Genomic DNA, 20,111 nt, shown 5'->3' on the forward strand with positions numbered 1-20,111 from the left:
ACGTATGTGGAACAACGTTCGCCAACTCAACCTTGCCGCCAGCGCGCTGTACGCGCTGCTGCTGCTCGTGTTGGCGGCGGCCGGCTGCTACTGGCTGATCCAGCGTCCGACGTTCGCGCTTCGCGAAATCCGGATCGACGGCGACACCGAGCACATCAACACGCCGACAGTGCGTGCGGGCGTGGTCGGCCGGCTGAAGGGCAATTTTTTCACGGTCGATCTCGACACGGCGCGCGCCGCGTTCGAGCAGATGCCGTGGGTGCGTCACGCGAGCGTGCGCCGGGTGTGGCCGAATGCGCTGGCTGTCACGCTCGAGGAGTACAAACCGCTCGGGACCTGGGGCAGTGCGCAGCTCGTGAGTGTCGACGGCGAGCTGTTCACCGCGAACCAGGGCGAACTCGATCAGGAACTGCCGGCGTTCGATGGCCCGGAGGGCAGTGCGAAGGAGGTCGTCACGCGGTATCGCGACTTCACGAACTGGTTTGCGCCGCTGAAGGCGGCGCCGGAGGAAGTGACGCTGTCGGCGCGCTACGCGTGGACGGTGAAGCTGTCGAACGGCATGCAGGTCGAGCTGGGCAAGGAGCGCACCAGCGAGACCCTGCATGACCGGAGCCAGCGCCTCGTCGCCGCATGGCCGGCCGTCACGGAGCGTTGGGGCAACGACATCGAGTACGCGGACCTGCGTTATCCGAACGGATTCGCGATTCGTGCGGCAGGCATGCGGTTCCTGACCGATACCGACAAGCGCAAGAAGTAACGAGAGATCACACGCAAGAGCACTTTATGAGCAAAGACTACAAGGATCTGCTGGTTTCCCTCGACATCGGCACGTCGAAGGTGGTGGCCATCGTCGCCGAGCTGAAGGGCGAAGGCCATTACGAGGTGATCGGCCTCGGCCAGAGCGAATCGAAGGGTCTGAAGAAGGGCGTGGTGGTCAACATCGAGGCCACCGTGCAGTCGATCCAGCGCGCGCTCGAGGAAGCCGAGCTGATGGCCGACTGCAAGATCACCAACGTGTTCACGGGGATTGCCGGTAGCCATATCCGCAGCTTCAACTCGAGCGGGATGGTTGCGATCAAGGACAAGGAAGTCACGCAGACCGACGTCGCGCGCGTGATCGAGACCGCGAAGGCGATCAACATCCCGACCGACCAGCAGGTGCTGCACATCCTCACGCAGGAATTCATCATCGACGGCCAGGAGGACGTGCGCGAGCCGATCGGGATGAGCGGCATCCGGCTGGAAGTGAAGGTGCACATCGTGACGGGCGCGGTCAGTGCCGCGCAGAACATCGTCAAGTGCGTGCGCCGCTGCGGGCTGGAAGTGAACGACCTGATCCTGCAGCCGCTCGCGTCGTCGCTGGCCGTGCTGACGGAAGACGAGAAGGATCTCGGCGTGGTGCTGGTCGACGTCGGCGGCGGCACGACCGACATCGCGATCTTCGCCGAAGGCGCGATCCGTCATACCGCGGTGATTCCGATCGCCGGCGACCAGATCACGAGCGACATCGCGATGGCGCTGCGCACGCCGACGCCGGACGCGGAAGACATCAAGGTCGGCTACGGCATTGCCAAGCAGGCGCTCGCCGACCCGGACGAGATGGTCGAAGTGCCGGGCCTCGGCGAACGCGGTCCGCGCACGCTGTCGCGCCAAGCGCTCGCCGCAGTGATCGAGCCGCGCGTCGAGGAACTGTTCTCGCTCGTGCAGCAGGTCGTGCGCGAGTCGGGTTACGAAGAACTGCTGAGCTCCGGCGTGGTCATTACCGGCGGGGCTTCGATGATGCCGGGCATGGTCGAGCTCGGCGAAGACATTTTCCTGAAACCGGTGCGCATCGGCGCGCCGGAATATGCAGGCGGCCTCGCCGACGTGGTGCGCAATCCGCGCTACTCGACGGCGATGGGCCTGCTCGTCGAAGGCAGTGCCCAGCGCATGCGTGGCCGCAAGGTCGCCGTGCAGTCCGGCAACGCGGGGCAGATCTTCTCGCGGATGAAGGAATGGTTCCTGAGCAACTTTTGACGAACCGAATCGAAATTCGCGCTGGTGCCGGCGGCTGGCGCGCGACAGGGGGTTGCCCGATCTCCTGCCGAATAACGGCCGAGTAGCTTTATTCTCTTGACGGAGGCAACAATGGAATTCGAAATGCTGGAAACCGAAACCAACGGCACCATCATCAAGGTGGTCGGCGTTGGCGGCGCTGGCGGCAATGCCGTCCAGCACATGATCAACCGCGGCGTGCAGGGCGTCGACTTCATCGTGATGAACACGGATGCACAGGCGCTGTCGCGTTCGCGCGCATCGTCGGTGATCCAGCTGGGCAACACGGGCCTGGGCGCCGGTGCGAAGCCGGAAATGGGCAAGGCGGCGGCGGAAGAGGCGCGTGAGCGCATCGCCGATGCACTGCGCGGCGCGCACATGGTGTTCATTACGGCCGGCATGGGCGGCGGCACGGGCACGGGCGCAGCGCCGGTGGTCGCGCAGATCGCGAAGGAGATGGGCATCCTGACGGTTGGCGTCGTCAGCAAGCCGTTCGAATTCGAAGGCGGCAAGCGGATGCGCGTCGCGGAAGCAGGTTCGCAGCAACTGGAGGATCACGTCGACTCGCTGATCGTCGTCCTGAACGACAAGCTGTTCGACGTGATGGGCGATGACGCCGAGATGGACAAGTGCTTCCAGTGCGCGGACGACGTGTTGAACAACGCGGTCGCAGGCATCGCCGAAATCATCAATGTCGATGGTCTCGTGAACGTCGACTTCGAAGACGTGAAGACGGTGATGGGCGAGCAGGGCAAGGCGATGATGGGCACGGCGACGGTTGCCGGCGTCGATCGCGCACGCCTCGCGGCGGAACAGGCCGTGGCGAGCCCGCTGCTCGAAGGCGTCGATCTGTCGGGCGCGCGCGGCGTGCTGGTCAACATCACGTCGAGCCGTTCGCTGCGCCTGTCGGAAACGCGCGAAGTGATGAACACGATCAAGAGCTACGCGGCGGAAGATGCGACGGTGATCTTCGGTGCGGTGTACGACGACGCGATGGGCGATGCACTGCGCGTGACGGTCGTGGCGACGGGCCTGGGCCGTGCGGCGAAGAAGCAGCAATCGGCTCCGATGACGCTGCTGCGCACGGGTACCGACAACCAGCCGGTCAGCGCGGTTTCGCACGGCTATGCGCAGCCGCAACACGTCAGCACGGCCGACTACGGCGCGCTCGATACGCCGGCGGTATGGCGCAACTCGCGCGAAACCGCGGCATCGCACGTGCAGGCGCTGCAGGAGAAGGGTGTCGACACGTACGACATCCCGGCTTTCCTGCGCAAGCAGGCTGACTGACGACGCACACACAGGCGAAGCCGCGGCGCAATCGCCGAGATTGCCGCGGTAACGTCGGCGTGACGGATGCCACGGACCACGACAGGCCGCGTCGGATGCGACGCCGGGCCGGGAGACGTGCCCTCTTCGCATGAGCGGAGCGGGATGGGACGTGCTGTCCGCAATACGCTGAAAAACCGTATCGCTATGAGGGACCAGCCATGATTCAAGTGGGCGACGCGCTGCCCGACGCGCAACTGTTCGAGTTCATCGACGACACGCGCGAAGGCTGCACGCTGGGGCCGAATGCCTACAGCGTGCGCGACCAGGTTGCAGGAAAGCGGGTGGTGATCTTCGGATTGCCGGGTGCTTTCACGCCGACCTGCTCGGCGCAGCATGTGCCGGGCTATGTCGAGCACGCCGAGCAACTGCGCTCGGCGGGCATCGACGAGCTCTGGTGCGTGTCCGTCAACGACGCATTCGTGATGGGCGCATGGGGACGTGATCTGCACACCGCGGGCAAGGTGCGCATGATGGCGGACGGCAGCGCTGCTTTCACTCATGCGCTGGGGCTGACGCAGGATTTGTCCGCGCGTGGCATGGGAATCCGTTCCCTGCGCTACGCGATGGTGGTCGACGACGGTGTGGTCAAGACGCTGGCCGTCGAAGCGCCGGGCAAGTTCGAAGTGAGCGATGCGGCGAGTGTGCTCGCGACGTTGACGTCCTGATTGTGCGGTGCGCCGTTGCCTGCCGGCAACGCTGCTCACCAGCCTCAGGTCAGTTGTAACACGGGTCGATGACCGGAAACGCCTCCGTTCCGGGCATCGGCCCGTCCCGTATCGATGCGGGTAAACAGTCGAAACAGATTGATACGCGGTTTCAAACAGCGTTGAATAGGGAATTACGCTATAATCCCACCTATCGAATATAGCTCCTGATTGATATTCTCAATCAAGATGAAGAACACCATGCTGAAGCAGCGCACCATCAAATCGATCGTGAAGACCGTGGGCATCGGTCTCCACTCGGGCCGCAAGGTCGAACTGACGCTCCGCCCGGCTGTGCCGGGCACGGGGATCGTATTCTCGCGTGTCGACCTGCCCACGCCCGTCGACATTCCGGCATCCGCGATGTCGATCGGCGACACGCGCCTCGCGTCGGTGCTGCAGAAGGATGGCGCGCGCGTGTCGACCGTCGAGCACCTGATGTCGGCGTGCGCCGGCCTCGGCATCGACAATCTCTATGTCGACGTGACGGCCGAGGAAATCCCGATCATGGACGGCAGTGCTGCGTCCTTCGTGTTCCTGATCCAGTCCGCCGGCATCGAGGAGCAGAACGCGCCGAAGCGCTTCATCAAGGTGAAGAAGCCGGTCGAAATCCGCGACGGCGACAAGTTCGCGCGTCTCGATCCGTTTTTCGGTTTCAAGCTGAAGTTCACGATCGACTTCCGTCACCCGGCCGTCGACAAGACCGGCCAGGAACTCGAGGTCGACTTCGCGAACACGTCGTACGTGCGCGAGATCGCGCGTGCGCGCACGTTCGGTTTTGCCCACGAAGTCGAAATGATGCGTGAGCTGGGCCTCGCACGTGGCGGCAGCATGGACAACGCGATCGTGCTCGACGAGTACCGGATCCTGAACAACGACGGACTGCGCTACGACGACGAGTTCGTGAAGCACAAGATGCTCGACGCGATCGGCGACCTGTACGTGGTCGGCCATCCGTTGCTGGCGTCGTACACGGCGTACAAGTCGGGTCACGGGCTGAACAACGCGCTGCTGCGCGAGCTGCTCGCGCATGAAGACGCGTACGAGATCGTCACGTTCGACGATCCGCAAGCTGCGCCGAGCGGCTTCGCGTTCGACACGCAGACAGCCTTCGCCTGATCGGCGTCCGGCACGAGCGATAAAAAAAGCGACCTTCGGGTCGCTTTTTTGTTGGGCAGCGCGGCCGGAAGCCCCTTCAGCGCGACGATTTCGCGCCGTGCCGCGCAGCCATACGCGCGAGCGCGGCCTGCAGCGGCGACGGCTCGAGGTGATCGGCGAGCTCGCGCAACGCGGTAGCGCCAACGGTCGTCATGCGCGCCTGCTTGACGTGCGGCGGCTCCGGCGCGTCCTTCGGCCGCACGCGCACGCGCAGCGCCGAGACCGGCCAGCCACGCTTCTGGAGATCGGCGAGCAGGCGCGGCTCGACCTGCCGCAGCCGGGCAGCGAGCGCATTGTGCGCGGCAAAGAGGGTCAGTGTACCGTCCTTGATGGAGCCCGGTTCGACATGACTGGCGAGATAGTCGGGCAGGAGCGCGGTGAGGTCGCGCTGCAGCGACGCAACCTGTTCGACACCGGCGCGCAGTGCCGCGAACGCGTCGGTGCGGTTGAGCACTTCGGACACGGGTTGCGGGCGATACGCGGGGAGCGGGCCGAAACGCTTGGAAAATCGGTTCATCGAGGCATTCTTCGGGCGTGCACGGGCGCAGACGTTGATGCCGATTGTACCCGCGCCGGCTCGCGCACGGGCGGCTTTCGGGCCGCGTGTCCGGTTGCCAGCGCGGGTTCGGCGCGCGGCGTGAGTCCAGCCGGGACACGGGCGCATGCTTTCCCGCGTGCTAAAATTCCTCGTTTGATTCCACTAATTCGCTAAGCCGCCGAGGCTCGGGCGTCGGGGCGCGCAACACGCGCCGGGCGCCGGTGCTGCGACGCAGGATCCGATCCGATGACAACCGGTTTTCTCCAGAAAATTTTTGGCAGCCGCAACCAGCGGCTCGTCAAGCAATATCAAAAGACCGTCGCGACGATCAATGCGCTCGAAACGCAGATCGAGAAGCTGACGGACGACCAGTTGCGCGGCAAGACGGATGAGTTCCGCCAGCGGATCGCGGGCGGCGAGTCGCTCGACAAGCTGCTGCCCGAGGCGTTCGCGGTCTGCCGGGAGGCGAGCCGCCGCGTGCTGAAGATGCGCCACTTCGACGTGCAGATGATCGGCGGCATGGTGCTCCACTACGGCAAGATCGCGGAGATGCGCACCGGCGAGGGCAAGACGCTCGTCGCGACGCTGCCCGTGTACCTGAATGCGCTGGCGGGTCGCGGCGTGCACGTCGTGACGGTCAACGACTACCTCGCGCAGCGCGACGCCGAATGGATGGCGCGCCTCTACAACTTCCTCGGTCTGTCGGTCGGCATCAACCTGTCCGGCATGGAGCACGATCAGAAGCAGCAGGCCTACGCGTCGGACATCACCTACGGTACGAACAACGAGTTCGGCTTCGACTACCTGCGCGACAACATGGTCTACGAGACCGACGCGCGCGTGCAGCGGGCACTGAACTTCGCGGTCGTCGACGAAGTCGACTCGATCCTGATCGACGAGGCGCGTACGCCGCTGATCATCTCGGGCCAGGCGGAAGATCACACCGAACTGTACGTGCGGATGAACGCGCTGCCGCCACTGCTCGAGCGCCAGATCGGCGAGGAGAAGGCCGACGGCACGGGCGTGGAGAAGCCGGGCGACTACACGCTGGACGAAAAATCGCGCCAGGTGTTCCTGACGGAGTCGGGCCACGAGAAGGCCGAGCGGCTGCTCGCCGAGTGGGGCCTGATCGGCGAGGGCGAGAGCCTGTATGCGCCGCAAAACATCACGCTGATGCACCACGTGTACGCGGCGCTGCGCGCCCACACGCTGTTCTACAAGGACCAGCACTACGTCGTGCAGAACGGCGAGGTGGTGATCGTCGACGAATTCACGGGCCGCCTGATGGCGGGCCGCCGCTGGTCCGATGGCCTCCACCAGGCGGTCGAGGCGAAGGAGCACGTGAAGATCCAGAGCGAGAACCAGACGCTCGCATCGATCACGTTCCAGAACTACTTCCGGATGTACGCGAAGCTCGCGGGCATGACGGGTACGGCGGACACCGAAGCGTACGAATTCAACGAAATCTACGGCCTCGAGACGGTCGTGATCCCGACCAACCGTCCGCCGAAGCGGATCGACAAGCAGGACCAGATCTACAAGACGGCCAAGGAGCGCTACGACGCGGTGATCCGCGACATTCGCGAGTGCTACGAGCGCGGTCAGCCGGTGCTGGTCGGCACGACGTCGATCGAGAACTCGGAACTGCTGTCGCACCTGCTGAAGCAGGCCGGGCTGCCGCACGAAGTGCTGAACGCGAAGCAGCACGAGCGTGAAGCCGCGATCGTCGCGGAAGCTGGTCGCCCGAACCGCATCACGATCGCGACCAACATGGCCGGCCGCGGTACCGACATCGTGCTCGGCGGCAACGCCGAGAAGCAGGCCGCGTTCATCGAAGCCGACGAAGCGATTCCGGCCGACGAAAAGGCCCGCCGCATCAAGCAGCTGCACGACGAGTGGGAAACGCTGCACGAACAGGTGAAGGCCGCAGGCGGCCTGCACATCATCGGCACCGAGCGTCACGAATCGCGCCGGATCGACAACCAGCTGCGCGGCCGTGCGGGCCGTCAGGGCGATCCAGGCTCGTCGCGCTTCTACCTGTCGCTCGATGATCCGCTGCTGCGCATCTTCGCGGGCGACCGCGTGCGCTCGATCATGGATCGTCTCAAGATGCCGGAAGGCGAGGCGATCGAGGCCGGCATCGTCACGCGTTCGATCGAATCCGCGCAGCGCAAGGTCGAAGCGCGCAACTTCGACATCCGCAAGCAGCTGCTCGAATACGACGACGTGTCGAACGACCAGCGCAAGGTGATCTATCAGCAGCGCAATGAACTGCTCGAAGCGCACGACATCACCGAGACGATCGCGGCGATGCGTCACGGCGTGATCACCGAAGTCGTCCGTCAGTTCGTGCCGGAAGGCAGCATCGAGGAACAGTGGGACGTGCCCGAGCTGGAGGAAGCGCTGCGCAACGACTGGCAGCTCGACCTCGCGATCCAGGAAATGGTGAACGAGTCGTCGTCGATCACGGCCGAGGAGATTCTCGAAGCCGTGACGACCGCCGCCGACGAGCAGTACGAGGCGAAGGTCGCGATGGTCGGCCGCGAATCGTTCAGCGCGTTCGAGCGTTCGGTCATGCTGCAGACGGTCGACCGCCTGTGGCGCGAGCACCTCGCGGCGCTTGACCACCTGCGCCAGGGTATCCACCTGCGCGGCTATGCGCAGAAGAACCCGAAGCAGGAGTACAAGCGCGAAGCGTTCGAGCTGTTCGCCGCGATGCTCGAGGCGATCAAGCAGGAAGTCACGCGCATCGTGATGAACGTGCAGATCCAGTCGCCCGAACAGCTCGAGGAAGCCGCCGAGCAGATCGAGGAGCGCAGCGGTCATCTCGAGAACGTCGAATACCAGCACGCCGACTACGCGGAATCCGGTGCGCCGGTGGCGAACGTTGCAGCCGCCACGGCGGCCGCCGCGACGGCCGACATGGTCGGTAGCGCGATGACCCACAGCGGCCCCGGCGGCGAAATGCCGAAGGTCGGCCGCAACGACCCGTGCCCGTGCGGCAGCGGCAAGAAGTACAAGCAATGTCACGGGAAGCTGTCATGATCGGCGGCGGCGCGCATTCGCGTGCCGCTTCGTTCGCAGCTTCGAGTCAGTGACGTGAGTTGCGGCGGCCCGCTCGTGCGGCCGCCGGTTCTTCCAATCGATGCCGGCGCGTGCCGGCATTTTCCATCCGGCAGGTGTGCCCCATGGCTGTCAATTTTCCGTCGATCGATCCCGCCCAACTGCATCCCGTCGCCGGCGTCACGCTCGGCTGGGCGGAAGCGAACATCCGCAAGCCGAATCGCAAGGACGTGCTGGTCATTTCCGTCGACGAAGGGGCGACGGTCGCCGGCGTATTCACCGAGAACCGCTTTTGCGCCGCACCCGTGATCGTGTGCCGCGAGCACCTGGCCAAGGTGCGTGCGGGCGGCGCGGGCATCCGCGCGCTCGTCGTGAATACGGGCAATGCGAACGCGGGCACCGGTGAGCCGGGCCTCGCGAACACCCGCGAAACCTGCGCGGAACTCGCACGCCTCGCAGACATCGACGCTGCACAGGTGCTGCCGTTCTCGACCGGCGTGATTCTCGAGCCGCTGCCGATCGACCGCCTGAAGGCAGGGCTGCCGGCTGCGCTCGCGAACCGCAAGGCCGCGAATTGGTACGACGCCGCGCAGGCGATCATGACGACCGACACGCTGCCGAAGGCCACGTCGCGTCAGGTGACGATCGACGGCCACACGGTCACGCTGACGGGTATCAGCAAGGGCGCGGGCATGATCAAGCCGAACATGGCGACGATGCTCGGCTTCCTCGCGTTCGATGCGAACGTCGCGCAGCCGGTGCTCGACACGCTCGTGAAGGAAGTGGCCGACCGCTCGTTCAACTGCATCACGATCGACGGCGATACGTCGACGAACGACTCGTTCATCCTGATCGCGTCGGGCAAGAGCACGCTGCCCGCGATCACGTCCACCGACTCGCCGGCCTATGCGGCGCTGCGCGACGCGGTCACGCAGGTCGCCCAGGTGCTGTCGCAACTGATCGTGCGCGACGGCGAAGGCGCGACGAAATTCATGACCGTGCAGGTCGAAGGCGGCAAGAGCGTCGCCGAGTGCCGCCAGATCGCATACGCGATCGGTCATTCGCCGCTGGTGAAGACGGCCTTCTACGCATCCGACCCCAACCTGGGCCGGATTCTCGCGGCGATCGGCTACGCAGGCGTCACCGATCTCGACGTCGGCAAGATCGATCTCTATCTCGACGACGTGCTCGTCGCCAAGGCGGGCGGTCGCAACCCGGCCTACCAGGAAGAGGACGGCCAGCGCGTGATGAAGCAGAGCGAAATCACGATCCGCGTGCTGCTCGGCCGCGGCGACGCGCAGGCTACCATCTGGACGTGCGACCTGTCGCACGATTACGTGAGCATCAACGCGGACTACCGCTCCTGATCGGGAGCGCTCGGACGACATGGACAAGCTCGAACAGTTTCTGACGCGTGCCGAAGCATTGCTCGGCCGCCTCGAGGGGATGCTGCCGCCCGCACCGGCGGCTGTCGACTGGAATGCCGCCACCGCGTTCCGCTGGCGCAAGCGCCAGGGGCGCGGTTATCTGCAGCCGGTGCCGGCAGCGTCGTCGATTACCCTCGGCGACCTGCACAACATCGACCGGCAGAAAGGGCTGATCGAACAGAACACGCGACAGTTCGTGCAGTGCAAGCCGGCGAACAACGTGCTGCTGACCGGTGCGCGCGGCACCGGCAAGTCGTCGCTGATCAAGGCGTGCCTGAATGCGTATGCGAAGGACGGGCTGCGCCTGATCGAAGTCGACAAGGACGACCTGCACGATCTCGGCGACATCGTCGAGCTGATCTCGCAGCGTCCTGAGCGGTTCATCGTGTTCTGCGACGACCTGTCGTTCGAGGAGGGCGAATCGGGCTACAAGGCGCTGAAAGTCGCGCTCGACGGCTCGATCGCCGCACAGTCCGACAACGTGTTGATCTACGCGACGTCGAACCGCCGCCATCTGCTGCCCGAGTACATGAGCGACAACGAGTCGTACAAGCATCTGCCGGACGGCGAGATCCACCCCGGTGAAGTCGTCGAGGAAAAGATCTCGCTGTCGGAGCGCTTCGGCCTGTGGGTCAGCTTCTACCCGTTCAAGCAGGACGACTATCTCGGCATCGTCGCGCACTGGCTGCGCCATTTCGGCTGCGCGGACGCCGAGATCGAGACGGCGCGCGGCGACGCGCTCGTCTGGGCGCTCGAGCGCGGTTCGCGTTCGGGGCGTGTCGCGTGGCAGTTCGCACGCGACTGGTCGGGCCGCAAGGAGCAGGCATGAGCATGGATTCCGCAGCGGGCGCCGTGCGCGCGCCTGACGGCCGCAAGGTGACGGAAGTCGCGGTCGGTGTGATGGTGCAGCCGGACGGCCCGGTCGGCGGCTGCCGCTACCTGCTCGCGCAGCGGCTGCAGGGCAAGCCGTACGAAGGCTACTGGGAATTCCCGGGTGGCAAGCTGGAAGCCGGCGAGAGCGTCGAGGACGCGCTGGCGCGCGAACTGCACGAGGAACTCGGCATCGTCGTCACGGCCAGCCACCGCTGGCATACGCTCGAGCACGATTATCCGCACGCGTATGTGCGGCTCTATTTCTGCAAGGTGACGGGCTGGACGGGCGAGCCGCACAGCAAGGAAGGGCAGGCGTTCGTGTGGCAGCAATTGCCGGTCGACGTCGCGCCGCTGTTGCCGGCGGCGCTGCCAGTGCTGGAACTGCTCGAGAAGGAAGCGGCGTCGCAATGACGCCGCGGCGGCCCGTCTGAAAAGCGGGCCATATCCGCGAACGGACGATGCCGCGTGCCGCTCAGCTGTCGTGGCGGCCGTCGGTGCCGTCTTCCTCCGACGACGGACCTTCGTCGGAGGATCCGCCGATCCGATACTTTTCTGCGGCCCATGCCCCGAGGTCGAGCTGCTTGCAGCGGGCCGAACAGAAGGGGCGGAACTTGTTTTCAGGCGTCCAGCGCACTTCTGCGCCGCACGAAGGACATTTCACAACAGTAGTCATACGAAAGCGTCGAGCCGGCGCACGGCCGTTACAGATTGCACAGGGTCAGATGGAACGGTACGTCGATGTCCACCGCGCGCGGCCGCACGTCGCCGTCCTGCATGGTGAACCGTACCCACAGCATGTACTTGTTGGCGCTCGCTTCGGGAATCACGCGCAGCTCAGGCGGCACGCGTACCTGCATCAGCTGGTAGGTGCGCCCCGACAGCATTTGCTGGTAGCTGCCCTGCATCGCCATCACCTTCGACGCCTGACCCGATTCGCGCGCGAGCCGCAGCACGATCGCCGCCGCGTCGCGCAGCGGCAGCAGCGGCATGATCCATTTCGCGATGTCCTGGCGCCGCTGTTCGGCGGGCCATTGCTGCCATGCATAGTATGACGGCAGGTCGAACTTGCACGTGCCGCCGGGAATCACCGCGCGGCTGCGAATGCTGGCGAGCCACTCGTTGTCGACCAGATGCTGCCCGGTCTTGCCCTGCATCTGCGCAAGATTGGCGAGCGTCTGCTCGATTTCGCCGAGGACGGCTTCGAGCGCATTCTGTTCGATGCCCGGATTGCCGCGAAAGGGAGCGAGCGTCTGGCGCTGACGTTCGAGCTCCTTCATCAGATCCGATTTCAGGTCCGCGCGGCCCGTGACCTCGGCGATTTCGAACAGCGTCGTCAGCGCGACGTGGTGTTCACGCGGGTCCTCCTGAGCCAAAAAGAACGCGAAGCGCTCGAACAGGTCTTCGAGGCGCAACAGCGTGCGAATTCGCTCGTTGAACGGATACTCGTAAAGAATCAAGCGCGCTCGCCTCTCGGGTAGGGATTGAAACAATGCAGGACATTCTAATGCTCACTCTCTACCCTAGCAACGCACCAATTTCGTACACCATCACGATCGCGCGCGGCGGTCAGTGCGCGGCGGCCGCAAATTCGAGATAGCGTTGGTGCAATGTATCGACCTGCGCGGCGAGTGCACCGGGTGTTGTCGCATCGTTGACGATCACGTCGTCGGCTGCCGCGAGACGCGCTTCACGCGTCGCCTGTCTTGCGATGATCGCTTCGACCTGTTCGCGCGTGAAATCATTGCGCCGCATCACACGTGCAATCTGCGTTTCGACCGGACAATCGACGACCAGCACGCGATCGCTTCGTGCCTTCCAGTTACCTGACTCCACGAGCAGCGGCACGACGAAGATCACGTACGGGCCCTGCGCTTCACGAGCCTCGCGATCGGTCTCCGCGCGGATCAGCGGATGCGTGATTGCTTCGAGGCGCCGGCGTGCGTCGTCGTCGCTGAAAATCAGTGCGCGCATCTTCGCGCGATCGAGCGAGCCGTCGGCCGCGACGAAGTCCGGTCCGAATGCGTGTTCGATCGCCGGCATCGCGAGACCGGCCGGTGCGGTGATACGGTGCGCGATCAGGTCGGTATCGACGAGCGATGCACCGCGTGCGGCGAACATATCGGCGACGGTCGTCTTGCCACTGCCGATGCCGCCGGTGAGTCCTATTGCAAACATGTGAGCCTCCGCCGGGTCGCCGCGGGGAAGCGAGTCGCTTCTCCACGACGCAGCGAACAAAGCGGACGCGGGCGGTGCGTCATGTCAGCCGCCGAGCGCCGAATAGAAAGGGGTACCGAAAAACAGCGTCGCGACGCCGCCTGCTGCGAGGAAAGGGCCGAACGGAATCGGCTCCTCGAAGCGCATGCGCCCGCGCCAGGTCGCGACGAGCCCGACGATCGCGCCCGTCACCGCGGCGAACAGCACGACCTGCGGCAGCGCGGCCCAGCCCATCCATGCGCCGAGCGCGGCGAGCAGCTTCAGGTCGCCGAAGCCGATGCCCTCGATGCCGCGCAGCCATTTGAACAGCCAGTAGATCGACCACAGGAACAGATAGCCAACCATCGCGCCGACCACGGCCGAGCGCAGCGACGTAAACGTGCTGCCGAGATTCAGTGCGAGCCCCGCCCACAGCAGCGGCAGCGTCATCGAATCGGGCAGGTAGCCGGTCCGGATATCGATCGCGCTCATCGCCAGCAGTGCGGTGCAAAGTCCGAACGCGGCGAGTGCGGCGGCGGTGGGGCCGAACGCGGCGAGCGACCCGGCGGCGAGCAGCGCACCGGCGAGCTCGACGAGCGGATAACGCATGCCGATCGCATGGCCGCACTGGCGGCAGTGCCCGCGCAACATCAGGTAGCTGACGAGCGGGATGTTCTCCCAAGCACGCAGCACGTGACCGCAGTGCGGACATGCGCTGCGCGGGCGCCACAGATCATAGTGCGGCGGATAGCCGTCGTCCGGCGCCGGGCTCGGGTTGCCGGTCGCTTCGGCGATTTCGGCCTGCCATGCGCGCTGCATCATCACCGGGATCCGGTGCACGACGACGTTGACGAAGCTGCCGACGCACAGACCGAGCGCGACGGCGAATGCATACTGCACCGCGGGCGGCAGCATCGCCAGCGCGAGCAACGTGCCTTCGGGCGAATCGAAAACGGTGGTCAGGGGCACGGGCGTCATGGGGCTCGGGTTCGGGCTTGAAAGGCGACAGAATCGGTTGCGATGCTACACCACGTTGCCCAGCTGAAGGATGGGCAGATACATCGCGATCACGAGGCCGCCGACGAGTGCGCCGAGCACGATCACGATCAGCGGCTCGCCGAGCGCGGCGAGCGCATCGAGGCGGGCGTCGAACTGACGCTCGCAGAGCGCGGCGATGTCGGCGAGCATCGTGTCGAGTGAGCCGGTTTCCTCGGCGACGGCGATCGGTTGCACGACGTCGTCCGGGAAGCAGCCCGCAGCGTGCATCGCATCGGCAAGACGTGCGCCGCGCAACACGCGCGTCGCGATCTGCACGGTGGCCTGTTCGAACACCGGGTGGCCCGCAGTGCGTTCGAGCGTGGCGAATGCATCGGCGAGCGGTACGCCGGCACCGAGCAGCGTGGCAAGCGAGCGGCACCAGCGCGCGGTCGCGAACCGCGTGAGCGCGCTGCCGACAAGCGGTGCGTTCAGCACGTGCCGCGCGACCGTATAGTTCAGCGATGGCGAGCGCCGCAGCGTGTGGCGTGCGGCGAGTCCCGCCACTGCGGCGCCGGCGACGAACGTTCCGCCCCAGGCCGATGTCGCGGAAGAAAGGGCAAGCAGCGCGCGGGTCGGTGCCGGCAGTGTCGCGCCGAAGCCGTCGAAGATTTGCTGGAACGTCGGCACGACCCATACCATTAGCGCGGCCGAGATCGCGAGCGCGAACACGATGACGGCGACCGGATAGGCGAGCGCGGCACGCAGCTTGCGCCATTGCGCGTCGGCGCGTTCACGGTGCTCCGCGACGCGGGTCAGCACGGTGTCGAGTGCGCCCGATGCTTCGCCTACCTCGATCAGTTGGCGATACAGCATGCCGAACTGCGCCGGATAGCGCGCAAGCGCGGTGGCGAAGCGCTGCCCGCCGACGATCTCGCGTGCGAGGCCTGCGGCGATGCGCGGCAGCCCGCCGCGCGTGCGGGTGCGGGCGAGCATCTCGAGCGATGGTGCAAGCGGCAGTCCGGCCTGCAGCAGGCTCGCGAGCTGGCGCGTGAAGCGCGTGACCTCCCGTGCGCCGACCGCAGGTGGCCGGGCTGTGCCGCGGATGTCAAGCGACAGCACTACGACGCCGTCGCGCGCGAGCGCGGCACGTGCGGCGGCTGCGTCGAATGCGATGACGTTCCCGCGGCACGGCGTGCCGTCGCGACGACGGCCGCGCCACGCGAAGCGGGTTTCGGGCGGCGGCATATGCATCGCGATCATGCGTCAGGCGTCGCGGACAGCGCTTCCGCGACGCTCGTCGTGCCGTCGCGAACGTGCGCGAGTGCCGCGTCGCGCAGACTGCGCACGCCTTCGTCCGCCGCGCATTGCGCCAGCGCAACGACGCTTGCGCGCGCGACGATGCGTTCGGCCATCTCGGACGAAACCGGCATGGTCTGGTGCAGGCCGATCCGGCCTCGATAGCCAATACCGTGACAGACGGCACAGCCGCGCGCGACGAACGGGCGCCATCCGGATGCCAGCGCTGCCGGATCGCAGCCCGCATCGCGTAGCGCGCGCGCCGGCGCGTCCGAGCGTACACGGCAGGTGACGCACAGACGCCGCACGAGACGTTGCGCGGTGACAAGGCGCAGCGCGGCTGCCAGGTTGTACGGCGCGACGCCGATGTCGAGCAGTCGCGCGACGGCTGCCGGCGCGTCGTTCGTGTGCAGCGTCGACAGCACGAGGTGCCCGGTCTGCGCGGCCTTGATCGCGACGTCGGCTGTCTCCGCATCGCGGATCTCGCCGACCATGATGACGTCCGGGTCCTGCCGCAGCAGCGCGCGCAGCGCAGTGGCGAAGGTGAGCCCGGCCTTCTCCGCCACGCCGACCTGGTTGATGCCGTCGAGCTGAATCTCGGCAGGATCCTCGACCGTGCATACGTTGTGCGCGTTGCGATCCAGCATCTGCAGCGCGCAGTAGAGCGACAGCGTCTTGCCGCTGCCAGTGGGGCCGGTGACGAGCACGAGACCGTGCGGCGCGCGTATTGCGGCCTCCATCGCCGCGGCCTGCCGCGCGTCGAAGCCGAGGCGCGTGAGCGTGAGATCGGGCGGCAGCGTTTCGAGGCGGCGCAGCACGAGCTTCTCGCCGAACAGCGTGGGCAGCGAGCTGACCCGGTAGTCGCCTCGCAGGCCGCCGTCGACCGCGATGCGCAGCCGGCCGTCCTGCGGAAGCCGGCGCTCGGCGATGTCCATGCGGGCGAGCACCTTGATTCGTGTCACGAGCGCGTCGCGCAGATGAGCAGGTGGCCGCGCGTGTTCATGCAGGACGCCGTCGATGCGCAGGCGGATGCGCCAGCCCGCTTCGAACGGCTCGACGTGGATGTCGGACGCATCGCGCACGCGGGCGGCGTGAAGCGTGTCGGTCAGCAGCCGTACGGCGGGCGAGTCGTCGAGTTGCGTCGCATCGAGCGAACGGGGTGTTTCAGCGGGCGATGCGTCGGTAGCGACGGGCGGCCGCTGCGTGCGCAGCGGCGCTCCGGGAGATGGGAAGTGCATGTGAGCCGGCGCTCGGCCGCCTGTTGATCGTGACCGGCAAATGGTCGCGTATCGCGAGTGGCGCCGACAGTCGGCCGTTCGGCTAGCGCGTTGTGGCGCGTGAGCGTGTGCTGCGTGGCTTGAAGAGCTTGACGGTACGCACGGCCTGGTCGTCGCTGCGCATGACCTCGAGCATCACGTCGCGGATTTTCAGGCACACGTCGCCTTCGGGAATTTCCTCGAGGATCTCGAGGATCAGGCCGTTCAGCGTCTTCGGTCCGTCGGTCGGCAGCTGCAGGTGCAGCCAGCGGTTCAGTTCGCGCAGCGGCGTGCTGGCGGCGACGATGCATTCACCGTTCTCGTCCCAGCCGCCCGTACGCTCGCCGCGCGGCATCGACGTCGTGAATTCGCCGATCAGCTCCTCGATGATGTCCTCGGGCGTGACGAGCCCCTCGAGTTCGCCGTACTCGTTGACGACGAGCGCCGTGCGCTGCCGGCTTTCCTGGAAATACTGGAGCTGCTGGACGACCGGCGTGCCCGATGGCACGTAGTACGGTTCGGCGAGCAGCACGCGCAACGTTTCGCGATCGAAATCCTGGTTGTGCAGCGCGGTGAGCGTCTTGCGGACGTGCAGCACGCCGAGCACCTTGTCGATGTCGCCTTCGTAGACGACCAGGCGGTTGTGATAGCAGGTCTCGAGCTGATGCAGGACGTCGTCGAGCGGCGCGTAGAAGTTGAGCGACTCGATCTGCCGGCGCGGCACCATCACGTCGTCGACCGTGATGTTCTCGAGGTCGAACAGGTTGAGCAGGATGCTGCGGTGCTTGGTCGGCATGAAACTGCTCGACTCGAGCACGATCGCGCGCAGTTCGTCGGCCGACATCCGTTGGTCGCGGCCCTTCTTCGTATTGATGCGCAGCGCCCAGAGCACGCCGTTCGCGAGCGCGTTGACGAACCAGACGACCGGCTTGAACACGCGCATCAGTGGCGCGATCACGAGACTCGCGGGCAGCGCGATGCGCTCGGGAAAGGTCGCGCCGACGATCTTCGGCGCGATTTCCGCGAACACGATGATCAGGAACGCGACGATGCCGGTTGCGATCGACAGTGCGAGGTTGTTACGGCCGAACGTGTGCAGTGCGAGCGACGTCGTCAGGACCGGGATGATCGTGTTGAACAGGTTGTTGCCGATCAGGATCACGCTGAGCAGCAGGTCGGTGCGCGTGAGGAGACCCTGCGTGGTTTTCGCGCCGAGCACGCCCTGGCCGGCGAGATGCTTCAGCCGATGGCGGTTGAGCGCCATCATCGCGGTCTCGGAAATGGAAAAGAAGCTGGAGCAGAGGAGAAGCAGGAAGACGGCGCCGATTTGCGCCCATAAGGGAATTTGGTCCACGCGTCAGAAGGGGCAGTGAAGGACAGGGATGAAGGGAATATAGCAGAGGCCGACGGCCGGGATGTGTCGTGCGTGGCACGAGGGTTCGTGAGACCGGGCGAAAAGAAGGCAAAAAAAAACCGTGCACACGGTGCACGGTTTTTTCAAATCTGGTCGGGGTGAGAGGATTCGAACCTCCGGCCTCTACGTCCCGAACGTAGCGCTCTACCAGGCTAAGCTACACCCCGATTTTTTGCTCTTCCAACTTCGCTTTCTTCGTGAAGATCGCTGCGTCGTCTCAAGCAAGAACGTAACTATAACGATGTTTTTTCGAAAAGGGAATACCTTGATGAAAAAATTTTTGGGGCAAGGTATCGCCTCTCGTTCGCGACGCGTTTACGACTGTCGCGACGTCGAGTACGAGCACAACGCGAGCAGGCTTTCCTTGTAGATCGAATCCGGGAACGCGGTGATCGCGGCAGCAGCGGCCTGTGCTTCCTGGCGTGCACATTCGAGCGTATGGTCGAGTGCGCCCGAACGCGTGATCGCGTCGAAAATCGTATCGAAGCGATCGGTGCCGCCTTGTTCGATCGCCTCGCGTGCGAGTGCCGACTGTTCAGGCGTGCCGCGTTCGATCAGATAGATGAGGGGCAGCGTCGGCTTGCCTTCGCGCAGGTCGTCGCCGGCGTTCTTGCCCATTGCTTCGGCCGTGCCCGCGTAGTCGAGCCAGTCGTCCATGATCTGGAACGCGGTGCCGATCCGGCGGCCGTATTCGGCCGCCGCGGCTTCGGTCGGCGCATCGGCGCCGGCGAGCACCGCGCCCAGGCGCGCCGATGCTTCGAACAGTTTCGCCGTCTTGTAGCGGATCACCTGCATGTAGCGCGTCTCGTCGACGTCCGCGTCGTGCATGTTCAGAAGCTGCAGCACTTCACCTTCGGAAATGATCGTCGTCGCTTCCGACAGGATTTCCATCACGCGCATCTTGCCGACGCCGACCATCATCTCGAACGAGCGCGAATAGAGGTAGTCGCCTACCAGCACGCTCGCTGCGTTGCCGAACAGCGCGTTGGCCGTCTGGCGGCCGCGCCGCAGTTCGGACTCGTCGACGACGTCGTCATGCAGCAGCGTGGCGGTGTGGATGAACTCGACGACGGCGGCCAGCACGTGCCGCTGGTGCGACGTCTCGCCGAGGGCGCCGGCGACGAGCAGCAGCAGGGCCGGACGCAGCCGCTTGCCGCCCGCGCCGATGATGTACTCGGCGATCTGGTTGATCAGCAGCACGTCGGACGCGAGGCTTTGCCGGATAACGCGATTCACCTGCTCCATGTCGCTGGTGATCGGAGCGAGCAGGTGGGCGGCGCTGAGGGTGGGGGAGGCGGTGGACGACGACATGATGATCGAAATGGGTGATGCGGCGGATTATAAGTCGAATCCGCGATATCCCGGTCTGTCGGACGTGCCTGCACGGTGATTTTGGCCGTCCGGCCGAGGCTCGCGCGCGGCAATCGCGGATCGGCTTTGACTTGGGTGCTAACCCCATGTATAATCACGTGTTTTCCGCGCGTGGTGTGCGGAAAAATTGGATCCAGAGTGAGGTTCTCAATGTACGCGGTCATAAAAACCGGCGGCAAGCAGTACAAGGTTGCCGTTGGCGAAAAACTCAAAGTAGAACAGATACCGGCTGACATTGACGCTGAAATCACGCTCGACCAGGTTCTCGCAGTGGGCGAAGGCGAATCGATTAAGTTCGGTACGCCGCTGGTCAGTGGGGCTTCCGTCAAGGCCACCGTTGTGTCGCACGGTCGTCATGCCAAGGTCACCATCTTCAAGATGCGTCGCCGGAAGCACTACCAAAAGCACGGCGGCCACCGCCAGAACTACACTGAGCTGCGCATCGACGCGATCAACGCGTAAGCGCCTCGGTAA

At 65.3% G+C, this 20,111-nt stretch carries 19 protein-coding genes and 1 tRNA gene; 10 read left to right on the forward strand and 10 right to left on the reverse strand.

Annotation, left to right across the window (positions count from 1 at the left end):
* The first annotated feature begins 4 nt into the window (after positions 1-4).
* The 5 genes from DIE15_RS24050 to lpxC all read left to right on the forward strand — a co-directional run bounded on the left by DIE15_RS24050 (position 5) and on the right by lpxC (position 5,189).
* Entirely contained in the window at positions 5-757 is a 753-nt protein-coding gene (locus DIE15_RS24050; protein WP_057926855.1) for a cell division protein FtsQ/DivIB, read from the forward strand.
* 26 nt (positions 758-783) lie between these two features.
* The gene (gene ftsA / locus DIE15_RS24055) at positions 784-2,016 is read left to right on the forward strand and encodes a cell division protein FtsA (RefSeq protein ID WP_044844232.1); all 1,233 of its coding nucleotides are present in this window, start codon (positions 784-786) and stop codon (positions 2,014-2,016) included.
* A 111-nt stretch (positions 2,017-2,127) separates the two neighbouring features.
* Positions 2,128-3,324, forward strand: a complete 1,197-nt coding sequence (gene ftsZ / locus DIE15_RS24065) for a cell division protein FtsZ (protein ID WP_057926854.1) — start codon at positions 2,128-2,130, stop codon at positions 3,322-3,324.
* A gap of 200 nt (positions 3,325-3,524) precedes the next feature.
* Positions 3,525-4,031, forward strand: a complete 507-nt coding sequence (locus tag DIE15_RS24070; protein WP_057926853.1) for a peroxiredoxin — start codon at positions 3,525-3,527, stop codon at positions 4,029-4,031.
* A 240-nt stretch (positions 4,032-4,271) separates the two neighbouring features.
* On the forward strand, positions 4,272-5,189 hold the full coding sequence (gene lpxC, locus DIE15_RS24075; protein WP_057926879.1) for a UDP-3-O-acyl-N-acetylglucosamine deacetylase: 918 nt from the start codon (positions 4,272-4,274) through the stop codon (positions 5,187-5,189).
* A 76-nt stretch (positions 5,190-5,265) separates the two neighbouring features.
* Here lpxC and DIE15_RS24080 read toward each other — a convergent pair whose 3' ends face one another.
* On the reverse strand, positions 5,266-5,745 hold the full coding sequence (locus tag DIE15_RS24080) for a DUF721 domain-containing protein (protein WP_057926852.1): 480 nt from the start codon (positions 5,743-5,745) through the stop codon (positions 5,266-5,268).
* Between the two features lie 267 nt (positions 5,746-6,012).
* On the opposite strand from DIE15_RS24080, the gene secA reads away from it, so the two are divergent.
* The 4 genes from secA (at position 6,013) to DIE15_RS24100 (ending at position 11,540) form a co-directional block, all read left to right on the forward strand.
* Positions 6,013-8,811 carry a preprotein translocase subunit SecA gene (gene secA / locus DIE15_RS24085; protein WP_057926851.1) on the forward strand — a complete coding sequence of 933 codons (2,799 nt, stop codon included), beginning with the start codon at positions 6,013-6,015 and terminating at the stop codon, positions 8,809-8,811.
* A gap of 143 nt (positions 8,812-8,954) precedes the next feature.
* Positions 8,955-10,196, forward strand: coding sequence for a bifunctional glutamate N-acetyltransferase/amino-acid acetyltransferase ArgJ (gene argJ, locus DIE15_RS24090; RefSeq protein WP_057926850.1), 1,242 nt, complete (start codon positions 8,955-8,957; stop codon positions 10,194-10,196).
* Positions 10,197-10,215: 19 nt separating this feature from the next.
* Positions 10,216-11,085 (forward strand): ATP-binding protein, encoded by an 870-nt coding sequence (locus tag DIE15_RS24095; protein ID WP_057926849.1) that lies wholly within the window; start codon positions 10,216-10,218, stop codon positions 11,083-11,085.
* Entirely contained in the window at positions 11,082-11,540 is a 459-nt protein-coding gene (locus DIE15_RS24100; protein ID WP_124834540.1) for an NUDIX domain-containing protein, read from the forward strand. Before DIE15_RS24095 ends, DIE15_RS24100 begins: the two co-directional genes overlap by 4 nt.
* Before the next feature lie 61 nt (positions 11,541-11,601).
* Here the strand turns inward: DIE15_RS24100 and DIE15_RS24105 are convergent, their stop codons facing one another.
* From DIE15_RS24105 to DIE15_RS24145, 9 genes are all read right to left on the reverse strand, one after another.
* Positions 11,602-11,802, reverse strand: a complete 201-nt coding sequence (locus DIE15_RS24105) for a DNA gyrase inhibitor YacG (RefSeq protein WP_124500212.1) — start codon at positions 11,800-11,802, stop codon at positions 11,602-11,604.
* 28 nt (positions 11,803-11,830) lie between these two features.
* Entirely contained in the window at positions 11,831-12,586 is a 756-nt protein-coding gene (gene zapD / locus DIE15_RS24110; protein WP_057926847.1) for a cell division protein ZapD, read from the reverse strand.
* A gap of 109 nt (positions 12,587-12,695) precedes the next feature.
* Entirely contained in the window at positions 12,696-13,304 is a 609-nt protein-coding gene (gene coaE / locus DIE15_RS24115) for a dephospho-CoA kinase (RefSeq protein ID WP_124834541.1), read from the reverse strand.
* An 84-nt stretch (positions 13,305-13,388) separates the two neighbouring features.
* Complete coding sequence (locus DIE15_RS24120; RefSeq protein WP_124834542.1) at positions 13,389-14,300, reverse strand: A24 family peptidase; 912 nt, start codon at positions 14,298-14,300, stop codon at positions 13,389-13,391.
* Between the two features lie 45 nt (positions 14,301-14,345).
* Positions 14,346-15,560: a type II secretion system F family protein gene (locus DIE15_RS24125; RefSeq protein ID WP_124834543.1), complete on the reverse strand. Its 1,215-nt coding sequence runs from the start codon at positions 15,558-15,560 to the stop codon at positions 14,346-14,348.
* Positions 15,557-16,834 carry a GspE/PulE family protein gene (locus DIE15_RS24130; protein WP_124834544.1) on the reverse strand — a complete coding sequence of 426 codons (1,278 nt, stop codon included), beginning with the start codon at positions 16,832-16,834 and terminating at the stop codon, positions 15,557-15,559. The genes DIE15_RS24125 and DIE15_RS24130 overlap by 4 nt, the downstream gene beginning before the upstream one ends.
* 82 nt (positions 16,835-16,916) lie before the next feature.
* Positions 16,917-18,206 carry an HlyC/CorC family transporter gene (locus tag DIE15_RS24135; protein WP_082664715.1) on the reverse strand — a complete coding sequence of 430 codons (1,290 nt, stop codon included), beginning with the start codon at positions 18,204-18,206 and terminating at the stop codon, positions 16,917-16,919.
* A 150-nt stretch (positions 18,207-18,356) separates the two neighbouring features.
* Positions 18,357-18,433, reverse strand: a tRNA-Pro gene (locus DIE15_RS24140).
* Between the two features lie 148 nt (positions 18,434-18,581).
* Entirely contained in the window at positions 18,582-19,577 is a 996-nt protein-coding gene (locus DIE15_RS24145) for a polyprenyl synthetase family protein (RefSeq protein ID WP_006752232.1), read from the reverse strand.
* A 210-nt stretch (positions 19,578-19,787) separates the two neighbouring features.
* Between DIE15_RS24145 and rplU the strand changes: the two genes are divergently transcribed.
* The gene (gene rplU, locus DIE15_RS24150) at positions 19,788-20,099 is read left to right on the forward strand and encodes a 50S ribosomal protein L21 (protein ID WP_006025184.1); all 312 of its coding nucleotides are present in this window, start codon (positions 19,788-19,790) and stop codon (positions 20,097-20,099) included.
* The last annotated feature ends 12 nt before the right edge of the window (positions 20,100-20,111 follow it).

Origin of the sequence: Burkholderia sp. Bp9031, from assembly GCF_003857965.1 — a bacterium.
GTDB classification, from domain to species: domain Bacteria; phylum Pseudomonadota; class Gammaproteobacteria; order Burkholderiales; family Burkholderiaceae; genus Burkholderia; species Burkholderia ambifaria_A.

What these genes read in the sequence shown, in the direction of transcription:
- DIE15_RS24050 (WP_057926855.1), top strand. Translation starts at nt 5, where the DNA reads ATGTGGAACAACGTTCGCCAACTCAACCTTGCCGCCAGCGCGCTGTAC.
- ftsA (WP_044844232.1), top strand. Translation starts at nt 784, where the DNA reads ATGAGCAAAGACTACAAGGATCTGCTGGTTTCCCTCGACATCGGCACG.
- ftsZ (WP_057926854.1), top strand. Translation starts at nt 2,128, where the DNA reads ATGGAATTCGAAATGCTGGAAACCGAAACCAACGGCACCATCATCAAG.
- DIE15_RS24070 (WP_057926853.1), top strand. Translation starts at nt 3,525, where the DNA reads ATGATTCAAGTGGGCGACGCGCTGCCCGACGCGCAACTGTTCGAGTTC.
- lpxC (WP_057926879.1), top strand. Translation starts at nt 4,272, where the DNA reads ATGCTGAAGCAGCGCACCATCAAATCGATCGTGAAGACCGTGGGCATC.
- DIE15_RS24080 (WP_057926852.1), bottom strand. Translation starts at nt 5,745, where the DNA reads ATGAACCGATTTTCCAAGCGTTTCGGCCCGCTCCCCGCGTATCGCCCG.
- secA (WP_057926851.1), top strand. Translation starts at nt 6,013, where the DNA reads ATGACAACCGGTTTTCTCCAGAAAATTTTTGGCAGCCGCAACCAGCGG.
- argJ (WP_057926850.1), top strand. Translation starts at nt 8,955, where the DNA reads ATGGCTGTCAATTTTCCGTCGATCGATCCCGCCCAACTGCATCCCGTC.
- DIE15_RS24095 (WP_057926849.1), top strand. Translation starts at nt 10,216, where the DNA reads ATGGACAAGCTCGAACAGTTTCTGACGCGTGCCGAAGCATTGCTCGGC.
- DIE15_RS24100 (WP_124834540.1), top strand. Translation starts at nt 11,082, where the DNA reads ATGAGCATGGATTCCGCAGCGGGCGCCGTGCGCGCGCCTGACGGCCGC.
- DIE15_RS24105 (WP_124500212.1), bottom strand. Translation starts at nt 11,802, where the DNA reads ATGACTACTGTTGTGAAATGTCCTTCGTGCGGCGCAGAAGTGCGCTGG.
- coaE (WP_124834541.1), bottom strand. Translation starts at nt 13,304, where the DNA reads ATGTTTGCAATAGGACTCACCGGCGGCATCGGCAGTGGCAAGACGACC.
- DIE15_RS24120 (WP_124834542.1), bottom strand. Translation starts at nt 14,300, where the DNA reads ATGACGCCCGTGCCCCTGACCACCGTTTTCGATTCGCCCGAAGGCACG.
- DIE15_RS24125 (WP_124834543.1), bottom strand. Translation starts at nt 15,560, where the DNA reads ATGATCGCGATGCATATGCCGCCGCCCGAAACCCGCTTCGCGTGGCGC.
- DIE15_RS24130 (WP_124834544.1), bottom strand. Translation starts at nt 16,834, where the DNA reads ATGCACTTCCCATCTCCCGGAGCGCCGCTGCGCACGCAGCGGCCGCCC.
- DIE15_RS24145 (WP_006752232.1), bottom strand. Translation starts at nt 19,577, where the DNA reads ATGTCGTCGTCCACCGCCTCCCCCACCCTCAGCGCCGCCCACCTGCTC.
- rplU (WP_006025184.1), top strand. Translation starts at nt 19,788, where the DNA reads ATGTACGCGGTCATAAAAACCGGCGGCAAGCAGTACAAGGTTGCCGTT.